18 protein-coding genes, 1 tRNA gene and 1 pseudogene are annotated in these 20,440 nt (G+C 66.3%); 12 read left to right on the top strand and 8 right to left on the bottom strand.

All coding sequences use genetic code 11. The annotated features are described in order from the left end of the window. Window positions 1–345, bottom strand: coding sequence for a DUF732 domain-containing protein (locus tag A5732_RS07945; protein WP_064954578.1), 345 nt, complete (start codon window positions 343–345; stop codon window positions 1–3). 192 nt (window positions 346–537) lie between these two features. Next, window positions 538–879 carry a DUF732 domain-containing protein gene (locus A5732_RS07940; RefSeq protein ID WP_076053632.1) on the bottom strand — a complete coding sequence of 114 codons (342 nt, stop codon included), beginning with the start codon at window positions 877–879 and terminating at the stop codon, window positions 538–540. A 119-nt stretch (window positions 880–998) separates the two neighbouring features. Between A5732_RS07940 and A5732_RS27295 the strand changes: the two genes are divergently transcribed. Further along, window positions 999–1,142, top strand: a complete 144-nt coding sequence (locus A5732_RS27295; protein ID WP_170880058.1) for a hypothetical protein — start codon at window positions 999–1,001, stop codon at window positions 1,140–1,142. 147 nt (window positions 1,143–1,289) lie between these two features. After that, the gene (locus A5732_RS07935) at window positions 1,290–1,829 is read left to right on the top strand and encodes a hypothetical protein (protein WP_064954580.1); all 540 of its coding nucleotides are present in this window, start codon (window positions 1,290–1,292) and stop codon (window positions 1,827–1,829) included. A gap of 211 nt (window positions 1,830–2,040) precedes the next feature. On the opposite strand, the gene A5732_RS07930 is transcribed toward A5732_RS07935, so the two are convergent. Continuing rightward, window positions 2,041–2,856 (bottom strand): L,D-transpeptidase, encoded by an 816-nt coding sequence (locus A5732_RS07930; RefSeq protein WP_076101888.1) that lies wholly within the window; start codon window positions 2,854–2,856, stop codon window positions 2,041–2,043. 275 nt (window positions 2,857–3,131) lie between these two features. Here A5732_RS07930 and A5732_RS07925 point away from each other — a divergent pair, with 275 nt between their 5' ends. Next, window positions 3,132–5,756, top strand: a complete 2,625-nt coding sequence (locus A5732_RS07925; protein WP_076101887.1) for an ATP-binding cassette domain-containing protein — start codon at window positions 3,132–3,134, stop codon at window positions 5,754–5,756. Window positions 5,757–5,760: 4 nt separating this feature from the next. On the opposite strand, the gene A5732_RS07920 is transcribed toward A5732_RS07925, so the two are convergent. Continuing rightward, a complete protein-coding gene (locus A5732_RS07920; RefSeq protein WP_076101886.1) occupies window positions 5,761–8,946 on the bottom strand; it encodes a serine/threonine-protein kinase in 3,186 nt (1,061 codons plus the stop codon). A 113-nt stretch (window positions 8,947–9,059) separates the two neighbouring features. Further along, window positions 9,060–9,863: a mycofactocin-coupled SDR family oxidoreductase gene (locus A5732_RS07915; RefSeq protein ID WP_076101885.1), complete on the bottom strand. Its 804-nt coding sequence runs from the start codon at window positions 9,861–9,863 to the stop codon at window positions 9,060–9,062. Between the two features lie 183 nt (window positions 9,864–10,046). Between A5732_RS07915 and A5732_RS07910 the strand changes: the two are divergent. The 5 genes and pseudogenes from A5732_RS07910 to A5732_RS07890 all read left to right on the top strand — a co-directional run. Further along, window positions 10,047–10,226: pseudogene (locus tag A5732_RS07910) on the top strand (DUF4926 domain-containing protein); the annotation flags it as partial. Window positions 10,227–10,689: 463 nt separating this feature from the next. Beyond that, the gene (locus tag A5732_RS07905) at window positions 10,690–11,019 is read left to right on the top strand and encodes a hypothetical protein (RefSeq protein ID WP_076101883.1); all 330 of its coding nucleotides are present in this window, start codon (window positions 10,690–10,692) and stop codon (window positions 11,017–11,019) included. 207 nt (window positions 11,020–11,226) lie between these two features. Continuing rightward, entirely contained in the window at window positions 11,227–11,556 is a 330-nt protein-coding gene (locus A5732_RS27725; RefSeq protein ID WP_081396004.1) for a tyrosine-type recombinase/integrase, read from the top strand. Between the two features lie 233 nt (window positions 11,557–11,789). Next, window positions 11,790–12,389 (top strand): hypothetical protein, encoded by a 600-nt coding sequence (locus A5732_RS07895; protein WP_076101882.1) that lies wholly within the window; start codon window positions 11,790–11,792, stop codon window positions 12,387–12,389. After that, entirely contained in the window at window positions 12,386–13,141 is a 756-nt protein-coding gene (locus A5732_RS07890) for a hypothetical protein (RefSeq protein ID WP_076101881.1), read from the top strand. Before A5732_RS07895 ends, A5732_RS07890 begins: the two co-directional genes overlap by 4 nt. Window positions 13,142–13,590: 449 nt before the next feature. Here the strand turns inward: A5732_RS07890 and A5732_RS26960 are convergent, their stop codons facing one another. From A5732_RS26960 to A5732_RS07880, 3 genes are all read right to left on the bottom strand, one after another. Then, complete coding sequence (locus A5732_RS26960) at window positions 13,591–14,397, bottom strand: hypothetical protein (protein WP_142256574.1); 807 nt, start codon at window positions 14,395–14,397, stop codon at window positions 13,591–13,593. A 71-nt stretch (window positions 14,398–14,468) separates the two neighbouring features. Then, entirely contained in the window at window positions 14,469–15,059 is a 591-nt protein-coding gene (locus A5732_RS26955) for a hypothetical protein (RefSeq protein WP_142256573.1), read from the bottom strand. Window positions 15,060–15,281: 222 nt separating this feature from the next. Next, window positions 15,282–15,355, bottom strand: a tRNA-Gly gene (locus A5732_RS07880). Window positions 15,356–15,513: 158 nt separating this feature from the next. Here A5732_RS07880 and A5732_RS07875 point away from each other — a divergent pair. The 4 genes from A5732_RS07875 to A5732_RS07860 form a co-directional block, all read left to right on the top strand. Then, the gene (locus A5732_RS07875; RefSeq protein ID WP_216351571.1) at window positions 15,514–16,149 is read left to right on the top strand and encodes a hypothetical protein; all 636 of its coding nucleotides are present in this window, start codon (window positions 15,514–15,516) and stop codon (window positions 16,147–16,149) included. A gap of 30 nt (window positions 16,150–16,179) precedes the next feature. Next, the gene (gene dcd, locus A5732_RS07870; protein WP_076101878.1) at window positions 16,180–16,752 is read left to right on the top strand and encodes a dCTP deaminase; all 573 of its coding nucleotides are present in this window, start codon (window positions 16,180–16,182) and stop codon (window positions 16,750–16,752) included. Between the two features lie 107 nt (window positions 16,753–16,859). Continuing rightward, complete coding sequence (locus tag A5732_RS27555) at window positions 16,860–18,920, top strand: DUF7159 family protein (protein WP_076101877.1); 2,061 nt, start codon at window positions 16,860–16,862, stop codon at window positions 18,918–18,920. Between the two features lie 244 nt (window positions 18,921–19,164). After that, on the top strand, window positions 19,165–20,440 hold a 1,276-nt coding region (locus A5732_RS07860; protein WP_076101876.1), incomplete at its 3' end, for a DUF7159 family protein.

Raw genomic sequence — 20,440 nt, 5'->3', positions numbered from 1 at the left:
TCAGGCGTTGGGGCACAGATCGCGCAGGGCGAAGATCACCACGTCTGCGGCCTGCCGGCCGTTGATCCCGCCGGTGCCCTGGTCGGCGTCCGAGCGTTGCAATGCCAACCCCTCCAGTTGTTGCGGTGAAGCGCCCCACGAAAGCTGCTGGCACAGGTCCGCACCCATCTGCAACAGCTCCGGGTCGCCGCCGTTGACGGCGTGGATCCCGGCGTTGTGCAGGTCGTTGATGAAGGCGGCCTGGTCGGCCCGCGCCGGGCCGGCGCAGAGGACCCCGGCGAGCAGAAGGGGGCCGCTCGCCAGCGCCGCGCCCATGAACCGGCCATATAGCCTGCGTGCCGCCATCCAACCTTCTCCTTATGTCTGTGCCCGATGCGGATGATGCACTTTTACACAAAAGTGCGACGACCCGCTGCGCAAACAATTCGGGAGAGTGAATAGTCGGCGAAGAACGGTGGCCGGACGCGGCACAACCTGCGGCCCCGTGTGGAGCCGAGCGCCAGCGCGCTATGCACCGGCGAATTACGGAAGGTCAGGTCAGACGCCGGGGCAGAGATCACGCTCGGCGTAGCCGACGATGTCGTTGGCCTGCTGGGGACTGAGCCCACCTGCCCCTTGCCGTTCCTCGGAGCGCTGCAGCGCCAAGCCCTGGAGCTGGGATTCGGGAGCGCCCCACGACAGTTGTTGGCAGACGTTCAGCCCGGCCTGAAGCAGCGCCGCGTCACCACCGGTGACGGCGTGAATCCCGTCCCTATGCATGTCGTTGAGGAAACCGGCCGCGTCGGCCTGCGCTGGGCCGGCCCAGACGAGGCCGGCGACAAGTGGGCCGCCGAGCAGGGCGGAACCGATGAACCCGGTGGCGAGACGACGTGGTGACATAGCCCCTACTCCTCTTGACGTCAACAGTTCTAATCACGATGTTAACTTCTACGTAACCTTGAGAACAGTAACTGTTCACCAATAGTTCTCTGTGAATGACCTGCGGAAAAATAAAGTCCGTGCGAGCGGAAGTCGGTTCCGGCAAGGTCGCCGATCCGGTGCACATTCCGGCGCGAACCGCTTGCCGGGCCGAGGGCGCACGCGCATTCGTGCAGGTCGACCGGCGTCCGTCGGTGGTGTTCCGATTCGTGACGCCGTTGTGACGTCACCATTTGGAAACGGCGCGGTGCGGCGTGGCGCGTGTCGCGCGTCGCCTGCTGACAATTGGCGCGGTCGTGAAAGCGGCCTCGGTACGGCTAGGCGGGCCTGCTGCACCAAATGGGAAATAGCTGAGCGTGAATAAAGGAGAGTTGGCGCTGATGGCGATCGTCGATCGGTTCAACATCAAAGTAGTTGCCGGCGCTGGGTTGTGCGGAGCTGCTATCGCGTTGAGCCCCGACGCGGCGGCCGCCCCGCTGATTACGGGCGGCCACGCGTGCATCGAGGGGCAGTCGGGCGAGGTGGCGCCCGCCGCGGGCGGGCCGGGTGCGGCCGCCGGCACTGTGGCCGCGGGTGCACCGGCCGCCGGGGGCATGTGCGCGGCGCCCATGACCGATATGTCCGGTGTGCCAATGGCTGTGCCGGGGCCGCTGCCGATCGGTGCGCCGCTGCCGATCGTGCCGCCGTTGCCCCTCGCGCCGCCGGTGCCGATCGTGCCGCCGGTGCCGGTGGTCCCTGCCGGTGCGCCGCTGATTGCGCTTGGCGGGCCGCTGGCCGCCGGCGCTCCGTTGGAGGCGGCCGCGCCGATCATCGACATGTCCGGGGTGAAGGACGCGCCGACCGGTCCGGCTCCCACCGGTGGGCCGGTAGACGGTCAGCCGGTTCGCCCCGGTCCCTCGGGCGCGAGCTGAGGCCGAATCGGTTTCCAGTGAACGGGCCGGGCCCGCTGGTTTATCACCAGCGGGCCCGTTCCGTTTGTCGGCCATCGGTGGCCGGCTTATCCCTGCTCGGCATGCGCGAACCTGCGACCACCCCAGCGGGACTGAGAGACCCACGCCGTCAAGACAATTGAAGCTCCGCACCCGGCTTGCGCCTGGGTGCGGAGCTTCGTGAACTGCGGGACTAGTCCTGGACGATCACCGGGTCGCCGACGTGGACGTGGTCGTAGTACCACTCGGCGTCGTCGGGGCTCAGGCTGATGCAGCCGTGGCTGACGTTCTCCAGCCCCAGAGAGGGGACGGCCCACGGAGCCGAATGCACGAACAGTCCGCGGCTGGTGATACGGACGGCGTAATTGACCGTCAGCAGGTAACCGTTGGGGTCGTCGACCGGGATGCCGACGCTGCTCGAATCCATGGTCACCGCTTCCTCTTTGGCCAGGACGGTGTACGAGCCGACGGGCGTCGGGTATTCCGGCCTTCCCATCGACGCGGGCATCACGCCCTGCTCGCCGAAGTGCGGCCGGTGGTGCGGCGCCGGCAGTGAGGTCGGCGGTCCCGCTTCCGTACCGTCGATGCTCACGGTGAAGGTGTGCTCGGAGATGCTGGCGACGCCGATCACGGCAGGACCCGTTGTGATCTCCGCGGTCGCGCCGCCCACCGTCAACGCAATTGTGCTGTGCGCCGGCCAGTATCGGTCCGGAATCCACTGGACAACCTTGTTGTCGAGCCATTCGAACTTGCCGGTCATCGCGGGCGTCGATTTGACGTCAACCGCCCGTTCGGCCGCCCGCCGGTCGGCTGGGTTGGTAATGGGCGCAGTGAATTTCACCTGGATCGGGTGCGCCACCCCGACCACCTCGTCGCGGCCCGGCGAAATCGACGCTATCGCGAATCCATGCGACTGGTTCGCCGCCGCCAGGCTCACGCCGGCCGGCGTCACGACAACACTCGCAGCGGCTCCAATCACCGCAAGAACACACCGAACACCCGTCCGCATGGCCCCAATTCCTTTTAACTGACATAGTTGTAATACGGATGATAAATGTGCGCTGACCTGCGGAAGCGTAAGGGCGCGTTGATATTTGGCCACGCGGCGGTCACGGTTTGATCAAGGGAGGTTTAGTCCGGAGCCCTTATCGTGTTGTGACCGGGCCGTGACCCGCTCCGGCGTCGAATGTTTCTCCGGCGTGACCCAGCAAATGCGATCGCGGGCGGCGGACCAATATGGCGAAACCGCTGGAGTTTGCTGACGGCGGGTCGAATACTGATTGGATGAGCAGGCCCGCATCGCCCGTGCTGACGGTTCAATCCAACTGGTCACGGCGCAGTTTTGCCGCTGGAAACGATGTCGTCGTGGGGAGTGACCTGCGTGCCGACATGCGCGTAGCCCATCCGATGATCTCCCGCTCGCACCTGGTGCTGCGTTTCGACCGGGGCAAATGGGTGGCGATCGATAACGGCTCGTCGACGGGGATGTTCGTCAATGGCGGCCGGGTTGCCGTCGTCGACATCCACGACGGCCAGAGCATCAACATTGGCGGCCCCGACGGGCCGCGGTTGAGTTTCCAGATCGGACGTGACGACAGGGCGGTGGGCCAGCTACCGCCGACGGTCGAGGGGATGCAGGCCCTCGCACGCCCCGGCGCGTCGCGGCCGTCCCATCCGCAGCACCCACAGCAGGCCGGCGGCACGCCGCCCCGCATCGCGCGACCGCAACCCCCGCCGCTGCGTTACACCCATGCCGGCCCGCCGCCACCGTCACCGCAGCCGGCCGGCGGCCCACGCCGGGCCGTCGGCCATCCGAGCCCACCGTCGCCGCCCCGCCGTCCCCAACCGGCACCGCCGCCCGAACGGCAAGCCTGGTCGGCGCCAAAGGGCCAGCCGCAGACCGAGATCGGCGCCGAGGCGCTCGAAGCCGCGCAGTTCGACAGCACCAACCTGCGGCGCGCGGTGCAGCGCTCCCGGTCGGGCCTCGCGGCGCCACCCACGGGAGCCGCCGTGATCGGTCGCGCCGAAGACAGCGACGTCGTGATCTCGGACGTCTTGGCGTCGCGCCACCACGCCTACCTGGTTCCCGGCCCGAACGGCATGGAGATCCACGACGCGCACAGCATCAACGGGACATTCGTCAACGGCACGCGAATCTTGTCGGCGCCGCTGACCGAGGGCGACGTGGTCACGATCGGCAACGTCGACCTGGTGTTCAACGGTGAAATCCTGCTTCGCCGCGCCGAAGCGGCAACCCGCACCGGCGGGCTGGAGGTGCGCGAGGTCGACTTCGAAATCGACAGCAAACGGCTGATTCAGAAGGTCTCGCTGACAGCCAGGCCCGGAACGCTGACCGCCCTCATCGGTGGGTCCGGCGCCGGGAAAAGCACGCTGTCCCGGCTGATCGCCGGCGCGACCTGCCCCACCTCCGGCTCAATCACCTTCGAGGGACACGACATTCACGCCAGCTTCGCCTCGCTGCGTAGCCGGATCGGGATGGTGCCCCAGGACGACGTCGTGCACCGCCAGCTGACGGTGACCCAGGCGCTGAGCTATGCCGCCGAGCTGCGGCTGCCGCCCGATACCAGCAAACAAGACCGCGCGCAGGTCGTCGCGCAGGTGATCGAGGAACTCGGGCTGACCAAGCACGCCGATACCCGGGTGGACAAGCTGTCCGGTGGGCAGCGCAAGCGTGCGTCGGTGGCACTCGAGCTGCTCACCGGGCCGTCGCTGCTGATCCTCGACGAACCGACCTCGGGCCTGGATCCGGCGCTGGACCTCCAGGTCATGACGATGCTGCGGCAGCTGGCCGACGCCGGTCGCGTGGTGCTGGTGGTGACGCACTCGCTGAGCTACCTCGACCTCTGCGACCAGGTGCTGCTGATGGCGCCCGGCGGCAAGACGGCCTACTGCGGCCCGCCCGGGGAAATCGAAGCGACGATGGGAACCACCAACTGGGCCAAGATCTTTGGCATGGTGGGTGCGGACCCCGACGAAGCCAACCGCCGGTTCCTGGCCCAGCTCAAACCACCGCCGGCCGGAGCCGAGGCGGAAAAGCCGGCCGACCTGGGCGCTCCGGCGCGCTCCAGCACGCGTCGCCAGTTCGCCACGATCGCGCGCCGCCAGATCCGGCTGATCGTCGCCGACCGCGCCTACTTCATCTTCCTGGCGCTGCTGCCGTTCGTGATGGGCGCGCTGTCGCTGACCGTTCCGGGCTCGACGGGATTCCGTGTCGCCGATCCGAACGGCGACGGCTCCGACGAACCCGGCTCGGTCTTGATGTTGCTCACCATGGCCGCCGTCTTCATGGGCACCGCGCTGACGATCCGCGACCTCATCGGCGAGCGCCCCATCTTCCGCCGGGAACAGGCGGTCGGCCTGTCCACCAAGGCGTATCTGCTCGCGAAGATGGCCGTGTTCTTCGTCTTCGCCGTCATTCAGTCGGCCATCGCGACGACCATCACGATCCTGGGGAAGGGAGCCCCGACACGGCCGGCCCTGCTGCTGGGCAGCGCCACGCTCGAGCTGTACGTCGCCACCGCCGCGATGTGCGTCGCCGCGGCGATGGTCGGCCTGGTCCTGTCCTCCCTCGCCCGCTCCAACGAGCAGATCATGCCGCTGCTGGTGGTTTCCCTCATGCTGCAGTTGGTGCTCTGCGGCGGGATGGTCCCGGTCACCAACCGCATCGGCCTCGACCAGCTGTCGTGGGCGGTGCCCTCGCGCTGGGGCTATGCGGCGCAGGCCTCGACCGTCGACTTGTGGACGATCGAGCCCGGGCCGCTCGCCCCGAAAGACAGCCACTTCAAGCACACGGCGAGCACCTGGCTGTTCGATGTGGGCATGCTCGCGTTGTTGACGGTCGTGTACGCGGGATTCGTCGGGTGGCGCAGCCGGCTCAAGCGCCACTGATCCGCTAGATGAAGTCGAGGGCCTCGACCGTGGCGACGGGGCCTTCGTGGGTGGGCCGGTTCGCCCCGCCGATGCAGTAGACGGTGTTGCCCACCACCGCGACCACCTCGGCGTGGCGCGGAGTTGGCATGGGGCGCAACGTCGTCCACGTTCCTTCGGCGATGTCGTACATCTCGGCCACCCCCACCACCTGCGTCGGTTCCTCACCGCCGACCGCCACGATTCGGCCATCGATGAACGCGGCGCCGTAGCTGCCGCGAGGGGTCGGCATGTCGACCAACTTCGTCCAGGTCCCGGACTGCGGGTCGAACCGTTCGAACGCCGCGGAGTTCTTGTCGGCCGACAGGAATCTGCCGCCGAGCGCGTACACGTACGTGCCATCGGACACCGCGGCCAGATGCTCGCGCGGGGTCGGCATATTGGCCGCGTCGTGCCAGGCGTTGCCGTCGAAGACCTCGGTCTGGCCGACGAGTTGCTTGGCGTTCTGCCCGCCGACGACGACGAGTTTGTCACCGACCACCGCGGCCGCCAGCCCCGCGCGAGCGTGGGTGAGTCCGGGCAACTCGACCCACTTGCCGCCGCGCAACGCGAACACCTTGGCCGACGCCTGGGTGAGATCACTGCTGGCGCCCCCGAGCACCACCACCTCGCCGCGATAGGTCGCCGCCGCGGCGTGGTGCAGCGGGATCGGGAGTGCCGGTTGGGGTTGCCAGACGCCGGTGCGCGGGTCATAGCTCTCGACGGTCTGCAGCGCGACTCCGTCGCGCAGGCCGCCGACGACCCAGATCTTGTCGTCGAGCACGGTCCACGCCGTCATCAACCGCGGCGTCGGCGCGTCCGGCAGGGAACGCCACTGCGCGGCCGGCTGCATGCGGCGCGCCGGTAGTTGCAGCGCCTCCGCCGACGAGGTCGCCTGGCCGTCGCCGATGTCACTCGACCCGCCGATCGAGTACACGGCCTGCCCTATCGCGTCGACCGCCATGCCATGCCGCGCTATTGCCATGTCCGGCAAGCCCGCCCACGTGTTCGTCGTCAGATCGAGCACCGACACGCTCTTGAGGACCTGCCCCGCCGACTGCCCCCCGACGGCGACCAGGCGCCGGTCAGCGAGCGCCACGCCGAGGTCGCCGCGCGGTTGGGGAAGGTCGGGCAATCGCGTCCAGCTTTTCGCGGCAGGGTCATACGCCTCGACCGTCGCCAGGTCGGTGGTCCCGTTGGTGCCGCCCACCATGTACACCAGCTTCTCGTCCGACGCCGCGGCCAGCATCTGCCGGGGGGTCGGTATCGGGGCGCCGAGGGTCCAGGAATTGCCGTCGAAGATCTCGACGGTGTTCAGCAGGGCGCCGTTCGAGTCGACGCCGCCCGCGACGATGATGCGTCCACCCACCACCGCCGCCGCGGCCGCCGCGCGGGGCTGCAGCAGATGGGGCAGCTCGACCCAGTGGCTGTTGACCACGCGCCAAACCTGGTCGCTGGCAACCCTTTGCGGGCCCGCCGCGCGCCAGCCCCCGAGCACGATCGGGTTTCCCTGCCACGTCACCGCCATCGCATGCTGAACCGGAACCGGGAGGTCGTCCCCGCTTTTCCAGCTGTCGATGATCGGGTCATAGCCCTCGTGGTTTGCGACGAGTGCGTGGTTACTGCCCATTCCGCCGAAGATCCAGATCGTGCCGTCGGCCTGCGTGGTTGCCGCGGCCTGGCGCGCGATGCGGGCGTTCGTGATCGGCTGCCACCTCGAAATGGCCTGGGTGCTCGGTTGATTCGCGGCACCGCTGTGCTGTCTGTTGCCCTGCGTCAGCAGTACGTAGACGCCGGTGCCCAGCACCAGCACGGCCAAGACGATCCCCACCACGATCAACGCCGCCGTGACGCGTTTGCGCTTGTTCCCCGACGGGCTCAACCACGCCACCGCTCCGGTGGCCGGCCCGCGGCGCGCGGCCGCAGGCGGGTCAGCAGGGCCCGACGGAGCGATCGCGTCGGTGAGGCTGGTGTGCTCGGCGATCGCCTCGGTCGGCTCAGAAGTCCTGGGGGCGGCCGGAATTGTTTCCCGGCGGTCGAAGTTTCGTGGACCGGCGGGACGGGACGGCGGCGACACCGTTCGGCGATCGTTCAGCGCGCTGATCAGCGAGGTGGCGCTGTCCGAGTCGGCACCGCGTGGGCCCGGCTTGGCGATCCTCGGTGGTCGCTGTGTGGGCGGGCCCGCCTTACCGCCGCGTCCGGCCGGCGACAAGGTCCGCGCCTTCGGCAGCCCCGCCGAATTGCCCACCGATCGCCCCGAACCGGCGCCGACGGCGGTGATGGCCATTGCGTCGGCTTTCAAGCCGTTGCGGCGCTGACTTTCCTGCAACCCGCGGCCGAAATCCGCTGCGGACGCTGGTCTTTCAGCCAAGTCGGGCGCCATCGCCATCTCGATCGCCGAGCACACCGCGTCCGGGATTCCGTTATGGCGCAAGTCGGGAACCCGGGTGCTGTTGATCCTCGTGTAGTGCGCCAGCAGGTCGTCGCTGCCGCGGCGCTCGTACGCGGCGTTCCCGGCGATGAGTGCGTAGATGGTGGCGCCGAGCGAATAGACGTCGCTGCCGACCGTCGCGGGATCGCCCGTCATCACCTCGGGTGCCAGGTAATCGATTGTGCCGGAGAACAATCCGGCCGCGGTCTCGTACCCGCCGGGGACGTGGGCGGTCCCGAAGTCGGTCAGTTGCGGTTCGCCGTAGTCGTTGACGAGGACGTTCGCCGGCTTGATATCGCGGTGCAGGGTGCCGCTCAGGTGCGCGGTTTCCAGCGCCCCACACAATTTGACGCCGATGCGCACGGCTTCCGGCCAGGCGATCGGGCCCTCACGCTGCACGCGTAGCCCCAGCGAACCCGCGGGGCAGTACGACATGACGATGTACGGGCGGCCCCCCGCGGTCAGGCCGACCCGCAGGATGTTGACGATGTTCGGATGCCCGGAGAGCCCGCCCATCGCGTAGCCCTCGCGGAGAAAGCGTTCCCGGCTGGCGTCGTCGATGAACGTGGGTAGCACCTTGATCGCCACGTTGCGCCCCAGGGCGGTCTCGCGACAGCAATAGACCACTCCGGCGGCGCCTCGGGCGATCTGGCGCGCGTTGTCGAATCCGGCGGCGGCTAACTCCGCCACGATCTCGCTCGGTCCCGGCGCCCCGCCGCGAGCCTTGGGTCTTTCAGCCATTACCTGGCCCCAACTTCCCAGGCGACGTATCAATCGGGGTCAAGCGTAGCGAACATCCGGTCGCCGTCTAAGCGGTTCAGGCGACGATCATTGGACGGCTTCTCAGCCGTTCGTCAGTGGATGCGCGCGCTGCCGCCGAGGCCGATCTCGAGCACGCTTCCGGTGATGACCCCGGGGTCGGTGACCAGATACAGGACGCCGCGGCTGACGTCCTCGGGCTGCAGCCAGGGTTGGGGGATCGGGTTGGCCTTCGTCATCCGGCGCACCAGGTCGTCGGGGACGTCATCGCTCCCGGTGGGTTGCACCATCGGTGTCTGGGTAGTGGTCGGGCAGACGACGTTGATCGTGATGCCCTCCTTGGCGACCTCCAGGGCGGCGGACTTCGCCAGGCCGATGACACCCCACTTGGTGGCGTTGTACGCGGCTAGCTCGGGGATGCCCATGCGCCCGCCCATCGAGGAGGTCACCACGATCCTGCCGAACCGCTGTTGCCGCATCACCGGGATGGCGGCCCGCAGGACGTGAAACGCACCGGTCAGATTGGTGTCGATCAGCTGCTGCCACACCACGTCGCTGACGTCTTCCAGTAGCCCGGTGCTGACGATTCCGGCATTGGCCACCACGATGTCGAGGCTGCCCATGTCGGCGACCGTCTGCTTGATCGCGGCATTAACCGCACCCGCGTCGCGCACGTCCACGGTGAGCGGCAAGCAACGCCGACCCAGCTCTTCGACCAGCTTGGTGGTTTCCCGTAAGTCGTCCTCGGTGCCCAGCGGATAGGTCAGGTCCGTCATCGCGGCGGGGGCGTCGGCGACCACGATGTCGGCCCCTTCGCCCGCTAACGCCAGCGCGTGCGCGCGGCCTTGCCCTCGAGCTCCGCCGGTGATAAAGGCCACGCGTCCATCCAAGGCACCCATGGGCGTAAAGCTACCAGCGGATAAGCGCGTGCCGGGCCGCCGGGTGGGTTATGAAACCGATTGCTGCGGGCGAGGTTTCGGCGCCAAGACTGAGCGTGACATTCGCGTGGATGCGTAGTAATGAAAGAAAAGTCATGAAACCCGAAGAGCACGACGTAGTCCGGTTGGCGGCCGCTACCGGAGCGCGGCCTTCCGGCCGGATCACGAGGGACCGTCGTCATGGACTACACGAAGTCTTCGAACGCAGACTTGCCGCCTGCCTACGAAGTGGAGTTTGCAGACGCCGACGGCATCACCCAAGCCCTGGTCACGCTCTCCGACGATGACGTGGAAGTCGTGTGGCGACCGGATCCCGGTCAGTAGTCCGGGCCGACTCGGAAGCTCGCATAAACGTGGAGCCGATGACGGGAATCGAACCCGCGTGTTCAGCTTGGGAAGGTGGCTGAGTGAGTCCGAACACCTTCGCATCGGTTCATAAAATCGCCATCTTGCTGGCACTATCGTCCGGCGACGCTCGGAGCGATCCGTTGCTGTTCGGCGTGACTTGCAACATCGGCGCGACAATCTCGCACGTCGCAAGGCCTACCGCCGGTAGGGGTTAGGGTCGCGCACCGCTAATCACGATGAGGTCATTAGCTCGGCTAATCAAGGAGGATCTCATGACCACACCGTTCACCGCGAAGCACCTGCCCGCGCTTAAGGGGAATTTCCCCGAGTGGTCAGCCGAGCGAGGGCCAGCTTCCTCGCCTCCGTCGGTGGCGTGAGAGGCAGAACGGCGGCGTCGTCGTGCATGACGAGCGATGGCCCTCCTCGCTAAGGTCAGCAAATGACCCGAAGGAAGTGGGAAGAGGACGATAACATTGTGGTCGCTCGGTTGGTCCTGGTAGTGAATGATGGGGACCCCAACCCTGTTGTGCCAGAAGGCCACCCGGAGTACATCCGGGCGCGTGACGCGCTGGGAATTGACAACAAGCAGCTCACTGCGCGGGTCAATATGTTCCGCTCTAATCTGCCTGGCTACGTCGGCACCATTAGCGGCAACCCAATGCACGCCGATAACGCCATCGTGCAGCGGGTCCTTGGTCAAATGATCGCGTCACCCGGATATGTCAGGACGTGCGGCAACGCCATTCTCGAGCGACTTGAGGAAAACTAGACCTGTTCACCGCGAAGGAACTGCCGCGCTTAAGGCGAAGTTCACGAAGTGGACCGCCGAGCGCGAAGCTTCGAAGAAGTCGAAGGGCGAACCCAAGACGTCATAGCGCTCTACCCCGCCACAGGCCCTCAGGTCACCCGCTGGGGGTCTGCTTTTGGTTTCGATGTGTTCACGTACCGCAGAAGGGTGTTTTTGGCCCGGTATGGGATGCGGCACCTGAAGTTGCATGGGGCACGACACACAGCCGCCACGCTCCTGCATCTCGACGGGGTGCGCGTCGCTGTGATCGCGGCTTGGATCGGACACAAGGACGCGTCGCGGACTATGAAGCTCTACGCGCACTCGCAGGACGACGCGCTGAAGTTGGCTGCGACAGCCGTTGACTACTGCAACATTGAGCGCAACACAGAGGTTGCCGGCGACAGCGAATCAACCATCGCCGCAGTTCATCGTGGAGCCGATGACGGGAATGAACCCGCGTATTCAGCTTGGGAAGTATCTTCGACGCCCGAACAGGTGAGCGATAGTCGCTGGTAGGCGGGCTCCCGCGAACCCGCGTTTGCACTGGTCATATGCACTTTCGATACGGCTAGCGGACGCCTCCGGTACGGCGTCGGTACGCCCACAGTCGGGCTACGTCTACGGGAGCGTTACGGGACCAAATTGCTGGTGCGGACACGCAGCGCCGCGACTGTCGCTGTCGTCAGTTTCCTGCCGAATCGCTGTATCCTGGGGCGTTGCCGCGGACCGCAAACTGCCGGGGGAGATATATGACCGACGCCGATGGGGGCGCTCCCGAACCGTTCACTATGAGCATCAACGGCCCCGACATGTCGTTCAAGCGGGAAGTTGATCCGGCGATCATCCCCACCCTCATGCAGTTGGCATTCGGCGGAGGCGACGCTGGAACACCGCCACCACCACCCCTGTGGTCACCCGTTACCGACCCGCGGGTTGACCTGGATACCGACGAACCGAAATCGCCTACCAAGAAGGCCGCGAAAAAAGCTGCCAAGAGGGCGGGGGCGAAAAAGACCAACTACGACGTACCGAAGGGCGTCAACTACGCGCCGTCGGGCAAGCAGGCGCTGAAGGAATTCGCCGAATCAAAGAAGCCGACCAACAATCAGGAGAAACTGTTGGTCGTCGTCTACTGGCTTCAAAAGATCGCTGAAAGGGACGTAACGGCGGGAGAGGTAATCGCGGCCTTCAATTTTCTTGGCTGGCGCCCACCCGCCAATCCTCCAAATGCCCTTCAGGTGATAGCTACGCGGAAGCAGTGGTTTGACACGAAAGACATGAACAACGTCGAAGTGATGTGGACAGGCGAGAACTACCTCCAACACGATCTGCCGAAACCCGAGAAGTGATCGACCGCAGCAAGGCTTTGCAGAACATCCCACAGGGACTTCGCGACGAGTTGTTCACTGAGTTCGACAAGATCACGAAGAATTACCGCGAAAACCATTGGGAAGCAAGCGAACTTGACGGTGGTCGCTTTAGCGAAGTCGTCTATGCCATTTTGGATGGGTATGGGAGCGGGACCTACCCGGCGTCAGCGACCAAGCCGTCGAACATGAAACGCTCCTGCGAATCGTTGGAACAGTTGGCGACAACGTTTCCGCGTTCGGTGCGGATCACGATTCCGCGAATCTTGGTTGCGCTGTATGAGGTGCGCAATAACCGAGGTGTCGGGCACGTTGGCGGTGACGTGGACTCCAACCACATGGATGCGGAGTATGTCCTGCACTCAGCGCAATGGGTCATGGCGGAACTTGTGCGAATCTTTCACGGCCTCACCGTTGCCGAAGCGACTGCGACCGTCGATGCCCTGGTTGAGCGTACGACTCCATTGATTTGGGAGGTCGGGGGCAAGAAGCGCATTCTCAAGACAGAGATGTCGTTGGCTGACAAGACCTTGGTGCTGTTGTATTCGACCACCGGCCCCGTCCAAGACAAGGTGCTCGGCGATTGGCTGGAGCTAGAGAAGCAGAAGCTGAGCAACTACAAGGCGCGGGTGCTAAAGGCGTTGCACGCCAAGAAGTGGATCGAGTACGCCGCAGACGGTTCGGTGAGACTCTCGCCACTCGGCACCGCCGAGGTTGAAACCAGCCTCCTCTGAGGTCTCCGTTACTCGCTGCGCTTGGATCGCCTTGCCGCGTGCCCGCTGCGCGGGCAGCTCGGGTTGTGGCAGGTGGCTAGGCGGCCAGGGCGGGAGCGCCGGGTGCTGGTAACCCCCGCCCTGAACGTCTTAGTCGGCAACTTTGTCCTGTGCGTAACCTCGCACCTCGCCGTGTGGTCGCTTGTGCTGCTTAGGCTGTCCGACGCCACTGGCGGGGGGTCCGGTCGTTCCACTCGCTGCGCCATACGTACGCGAGCTTGTGCCTCGCGGCCCGCATCCGGCCCATCGACATCGCGGAGCTTATGGGCACCGGGACGTCAAGACGACGCTGACGGTCTACGCGCATCTGACCAATACCGACAACCACTCGGGCAACACGGCGGCTTTGGGCGCGTTGACGGCACCACTGCACGCGGAAAATGTTGTGCCGCTGTGAGGTTGAACGAAGGCTATTGGAGCCGAAGGTCCTTATCGATCCACTCTTCGACAGCCTTCTTGACACCGTTCGTGTCGTCCAGGTCGACGCTCTTATAAATCATGCCTACCAGATCAGTCGGCATCGATGAGATCGACTTATCCTTCAGAAGAAGACATCTGCGGCCGGTTGCAATCATGCCGCCAATTTCGATCGACAAGTTGTAATTCAGACCCCGTCCGGCTCGATCTTCAAAGATTCCAATCCCAAACTTGCACGCCCACATGTGTCCAGCAACATTGCGCCACAGGTCATCCGAGATAGCGCGGTCAGATGCCAAGTGAAACGTCATGCCACGGCCTGCGCATGCGGCTCTTGCGGCATCAAGCGCAGACTTCACCGGATCAGCGTCGGCATCGCTCGGAAAGCGGGTCATTCCAAACACATTGGAGTCAAACGCATAGCGCCCAAGGAAGTTGGCAATTGCGGGCGAAAGTTCGAGTGGTGCGAGCGTGGGTGGCACGACAGTGTGGCGAACTTGCCCGAGCAGCGAACCTCCGACCAGCCCCTCCAAATCTTTGGTTGACTTCGCACCGATCTGTTTGAGCAGCGTCGCGCACTCGTGTTTACCGAGTGGGGTCAGTCTCCAACGTCCTCGGGCAGATAGGTTGATGGCCCATCCGTTATTGCGTAGTGAACGCAAGGTGTTGTCAATGTTCGATGGTGTGGGTAGAGCGAGTTCCTCATACAGGTCTCGGAAGGCTGCCCGACCGAATGAGTCGCCCTCTCGCTCTTGTTGGATCTGCGCCAGGGCGAGCGCCTGCCTGTCGGCTCCAAGCATCTGGAGCCTCACAGACGCCGGGAAGGAATCTGATGATGGCCCGCTAGCGGTGGAGGTCAAGGCACGGTCCCCTAAGCGCTGGTCGCCTTCTTGGACCTAGCCCTTTTCCTTGGCAATCTAGGGAATTTGTTCGCGATGGCAGCCCGTCCGGTGCCAGTTACGTAGTAGGCGCCCTTCGTGGTCGTATCTTCGGCGATGTAGCGCGCCTTGGCGGCTGCTGCCACATCCCGCGGAAGGTTACCGGGTACATCTTCGCGGATTGCGAGGAGTTGTGTCCGGACATCGTCGCTCGTGAAGCTGCTTTGGCTGTTGTGCTCAGCGAGGTATTCCCCTACCGCCGCGATCTTGTCCACATTTGTCTTCGCTTCAGTTGCTGCGAGATATTCGCCGAGGGTCAGCTCAGGGCGACCAGCTGGGCGTTCGTCAGCGGGTGAGCCTGGCTGCTGCGGTTCAGTGGAGCTGACGCCCCCGGGCGAACGCATCGCCGGGGGTAGGCCCCCTCCCATCACCAGCTGAACAACGGCACCAGCAACCGCGTCGTCGACCTTGACGTCAAATGCCAGACCTTCGCCATCTACGCGTACCCGGCATCGTTTTGATGTATTGAGTGAGTCTCCGCTGTCAGTTGCGCCACCGGCGGAAACTCCCTGATCAAACGCCACGTTTGCCGGCCGCTCTCTGCGTCATGACTCAACATATACAGGAATGTTGCCGAGAATGCCCAGCATTCGAGCTCGAAACTGTTCGGGTGTCGGTAACTGTCGCCGCGCCGATCGCGCAAACGGCATCAGTTACCTGGCGTCGTGTGCCCGTCCCGCGGCGCGTCGGCGTACGGGACCGCCTGGTGCGCTAAGGGGCGGCGGGTGGCTTTTGCCTGGTACACGTGGAGCCGATGACGGGAATCGAACCCGCGTATTCAGCTTGGGAAGCTGATGTTCTGCCATTGAACTACATCGGCACTGTCGCCAAGGAAGGCTAGCACCCGGCGGCGGCCGTCGAGGTCAGGACGGCTCATCGACCGTGGCGCTGCGCGGTCGCGCCGAATCAGAGTTATTCCTTTCACAAAATCACATACTCATATTTATTATTTCGTTATTGCACCGTAATGTGCACGGCGTGGGTCGACACGCATTAGCCAGGAAGCGGCGCAAACCGTCAGTGGCCCTGGCAGCGGTGCTCGCCCCCGCAGCAGTGTTCTTCGCGGCGTCCGCCGACGTCCACCCCTCTGCGCCCCACATCGAGGCCAAACCCGTTATCAGCGACACCCCTCCGTGCTGCGTGCAAATCGTGACCGCGGCGTCGCATCGGCTCATCAAGGGATCCCCCGACGGCGAGCCCACCGCGGCGTCGCGGTATCACACCCGGGCCCGTTTCCTGACCGCCGACGTCGCCCCGGAACGGGGCATGCAGGTCCGGACGATCCTGGTCGCGCGCAGCATCACCGCCGACTTCCCGCAGATCCACGAGATGGGGGGAGTGCGCCCGGATCCGTTGCCGTGGCACCCGCTCGGCCTGGCGGTCGACGTGATGATTCCCAACCCGGGTTCCGACGAGGGCATCGCGCTGGGCAATGCGATCGTCGCCTACGTGCTGCAGAACGCCAACCGGTTTGGCATCCAGGACGCGATCTGGCGGGGCGTCTACTACACGCCCGGCGGAGCCCAGCCGAGCCGGCTCGGCCATTATGACCACGTGCACGTCACGACCACTGGGGGCGGATATCCCGACGGCAGCGAGGTCTACCTCCGCTGAACATGTAGGGCCGCCAGTTAGGCTCGTCGCGTGCTGCTCTCCGATCGCGACCTCAGGGGCGAAATCACCGCCGGGCGGCTGGGCATCGAGCCATTCGAAGCCGGCCTGGTGCAGCCGTCCAGCATCGACGTGCGGCTTGACTGCATGTTCCGGGTGTTCAACAACACCCGCTACACCCACATCGACCCGGCCAAGCAACAGGACGAGTTGACCAGCCTGGTCGAACCGGACGCCGGCGAGCCGTTCGTGCTGCATCCGGGCGAGTTCGTGCTCGGGTCGACGCTGGAACTCATCACCCTGCCCGACGACCTCGCCGGACGCCTGGAGGGCAAGTCGTCGCTGGGCCGCCTGGGCCTGCTGACGCACTCGACCGCCGGGTTCATCGACCCCGGCTTCAGCGGCCACATCACGCTGGAGCTGTCCAACGTCGCCAACCTGCCGATCACTCTGTGGCCGGGCATGAAGATCGGTCAGCTGTGCATTCTGCGGCTGACCAGTCCCGCCGAACATCCTTACGGCAGTACGCAAGTAGGTTCGAAGTATCAGGGCCAGCGAGGACCGACCCCGTCGCGCTCCTATCAGAACTTCATACGGACTACATAGGTTCTGAGGGGCTCTCACGCTCCCCTCGTGCGCGATACTTAGTTAGTCATGGTTTTTTCCTCCGCCTGGCCATGGCGCATCACGCAATACCTTTGGAGGGGTTTGTATTGGATATCGTGCTCGGGGTGTCGATGTCACCGTCATCGATCCAAATGGTCGTGCTGGAAGGCGAATACGCCGACGGCGCCACGGTAGAAGAGGACACGTTCGACGTCGCTGACGTCGACGAGGCGGCTACGACGACCGGGCCCGATCAAGTCATCTCCGCCATCCTGGGCACCCGCGAGGGTGCGGTCGACGCCGGTCTCGAGCTGTCGTCGATCGGCGTGACGTGGACGGATCAACTGGAAGCCGCGGCGCTGCGCGACGCGCTGGCCGCCCACCGGATCGACAACGTGATGCTGGTCTCGGCCTTTTTGGCCGCGGCGGCGCTGGCGCAAAACGTCGGCGGGGCAATGGGTTACGAGCGCACCGCCGTGCTGCTGGTCGAGCCCGACACCGCGACGCTGGCGGTTGTCGAGACGTCCGACGGTTCCATCCCGGACGTCTACAAACAACAGATTCACGCCGAGTCCTACGGCGATGCCGCCGAGCAACTCAGCGCGATGGTCGCCGGGATGGAGAAGCTGGAACTCCGGCCGGGCGGCCTGGTCTTGGTCGGCTCGGGCATCGACGTCGCCCCGCTGAAGCCGGTGTTGCAGGCGACGACGTTCCTCGACGTGAGTGTGGCCGAGGAGCCGGAGACGGCGCTGGCCCGCGGGGCGGCACTGGCGTCGGCGAACGCGCCGCTGTTTGCCTCGTCGACCGCCGCGCTGGCCTATGCGCAGGACCCGGGCACCGGCGCGGTCGACCAGTACTCCCTTCCCGAATACCTCTATGTCCCGTTCGGGCAGGAACCCGGCGACGACGAGCTCGCCTACAGCGCGGTGGGGGACGACGACGCCGATTCACCGACCGTCGTGATCGAGAAGCTGTTCCTTCCCGAAGAGAGCCAGCCGAAGCGGCGGCCGGTCCTGCTGGTCGGCAGCGGGCTGGCGGTGGCCGGGATCAGCGCGGTGCTGGCGCTCGAGATCGCGTTGGCGATCGGCATTCGCACCACGGGAACCGTTGCCTTGCAGCCCACCCCGGGCCAGCACCTCATCGTGCCCGAACAGGCCCCGGCGCCGGCGCCGGTGCAGGCGTCCGAACCGCTATCGAAGATCAGCCTGCCCGCCCCGGCGGCGGCACTCCAGCCGTTGAGCCCGCCGGCCGCCGCGCCGCTACCCGCGGTTCCGCCGCCGGCGCGCCCTCCACCGCCCGCCGCGCCGATCGTTCCGGTTCCCGTCGTGGTTCCCCCGGTACCGGTTCCGGTGCCCGTGCGTATTCCGGTTCCTGACCCGGTCGACCCCCCGATGCTGGCGGTCCCGCCGCGTCTGTCCATCCCCCAGCCGGTGCAGCCGCAACCTCCGGTGCACCTGCCCCAGCCCCCGCAGGTCACCGTGCCGCAGTCGCCGCCGCATCAGACGCCCCCTAGCGAGGGCACCCCGCCCAAGCCGAGCGGCCCCGGTAATTACGGCGGCGGCCATTCTCCGACACCCGGTGAGAACGGCCCGGGCGGGCACGTCCCCACGCCGGGTTCGGGTGGTCCGGGCGGCCACGTCCCGACACCTGGGTCGGGTGGTACGGGTGGCTCGAGTGGCGGGCACGTTCCCACCCCGGGATCCGGTGGTCCCGGCGGCTCGGGTGGCGGGCACGTTCCCACGCCGGGTTCGGGCGGTCCCGGTGGCTCTGGTGGCGGGCACGTTCCCACGCCGGGTTCGGGCGGTCCCGGTGGCTCTGGTGGCGGCCACGTCCCCACGCCCGGATCGGGCGGTCCCGGTGGCCTGGGCGGCGGCCACGCTCCCGCACCTGGCGGCGGCGGTCTCCCCGGTGGCGGCTTCGGCGGTGGTCACGCCCCGGCTCCTGGCGGCGGCGGTCTCCCCGGTGGCGGCTTCGGCGGCGGCCACGCCCCGGCTCCTGGCGGCGGCGGTGGTCTAGGCGGCTTCGGCGGCGGCCACGCCCCGGCTCCTGGCGGTGGCGGCGGCTTCGGTGGCGGTCACAGCGGTGGCGGCTTCGGTGGCGGTGGCGGCTTCGGCGGCGGTCACGGCGGAGGTGGCTGCGGCGGCGGCGGAGGCGGCGGGCACCACTAACCGATTTGCCAACCAACCCACAGCAATCGCGCCACTCCCTGCGAGCTCACACGGGTAGGGTCGGGGTAGTGAGGCTGGCTGAAAGATGCCGCCTCAGCCGCCAGAATTTCATCAGCCCAGCAATGTAGGCGGGCTTGCGGCCCTTGCCATGCTGTGGCAGGAAATCCCTGGGTATCGATAAATAGTGGTGTTGCCGACGGGCGTGTCGAGCAGCACAGCAAATTGGGCAGGGGGAGCTTAAGCGGTGGTGGGCATCGTGCTTGGCGTCTCGATGACGCCGACGAAAGTGCGCATGGTGCTGGTCGAAGGCGAGAGCGCCGACGGGGTCACCGTCGACGAGGAGGACTTCGACGTCGACACCCAGCGCACCGCCAGGCCCGGCACCGCGCCCAATGAAGTGATCTCGGCGATCCTCGGCACCCGGGAAGGTGCCACCGACGGCGGCTACCAACTGCTGTCGACGGGTGTGACGTGGACCGATCACGTCGAAGCGGCGATGCTGCGCGATGCCCTGATTTCACACAAGGTCGAAAACGTCATGCTGGTTTCGGCCTTCATGGCCGCGGCCGCGCTGACGCAGGCCGTCGGCGACGCCACCAACTACGCGCGCACCGCGCTGCTCTTCGTCGAGCCGTACAGCGCAACGCTGGCCGTCGTCGACACCGCTGACGGGTCCGTCTCGGAGGTCCGCCGCCAGGTCCTTCCGGAGGACGAGGACCAAGCGGTAGCCGAACTCGTCGACATGGCGTCCGGCGCCGAGGCGCTCGAAACGCACCCCGAAGGGCTGGTTCTCGTCGGTTCCGGCGTCGACGTCCCGCTGATCAAGCCGGTGCTGGAAGCCGCGACCTCGCTCGAGTTGTCCGTGCCCGACGAGCCGGAGATGGCCCTGGCGCGCGGGGCCGCGCTGGCGTCGGCGAACGCGCCGCTGTTCGCGTCGTCGACGGCCGCGCTGGCCTACGCGCTGGATCCCGGCACCGGCGAGGTCGACCCGCTCGTCCTCGCCGGGCAGTATCCCGGCCTGCTGCCCGGTTATCAGCCCGAATACCGCAGCCACATCGCGGCCCTGGCCGCCAATGTCGACAAGGGCAAGACCAACGTCGCCTACAGCGCCGTGGTGGACGACGACGACGCGGAGGCCAAAACCCTCATCGGTCTCGACGAACGCGCGCGTCGGCGCAAGTCTTTCTTACTGGTCAGCAGCTCGTTGGCGGTGATCTTCATCGCCGCGGTGGTCGCGCTGGAAATCGCGTTGGCGATCAGCATTCGCCCGACCGTGGCATTGCGGCCCAGTCCCAACCAAAACATCGTCGCCCCGGCTCCCACGCCGGCCCCGGCCCCGCTCAATCCCGGTCCGCCGGTGCAGGCGCAGCCCAAGATCGAACCGCCGCGGCCGCTGGCCGCGCCGCGCCCCGTCGCGCCGCCGCCTCCCGCCGCCCCGGCCCTACCGGCTCTGCCACCGCCTGTGTTCGTCCCGCCACCCCGGCTGCCCCCGCCCCCGCGGCCGCCGCCCCGGCTGCCGC

It is taken from the genome of Mycobacterium colombiense (genome assembly GCF_001953985.1).
In the GTDB taxonomy this organism is placed as follows: Bacteria; Actinomycetota; Actinomycetes; order Mycobacteriales; family Mycobacteriaceae; genus Mycobacterium; species Mycobacterium colombiense_B.
Note: the sequence above shows the minus strand (reverse complement) of the source record. Positions and strands in the feature narration are given on the sequence as shown.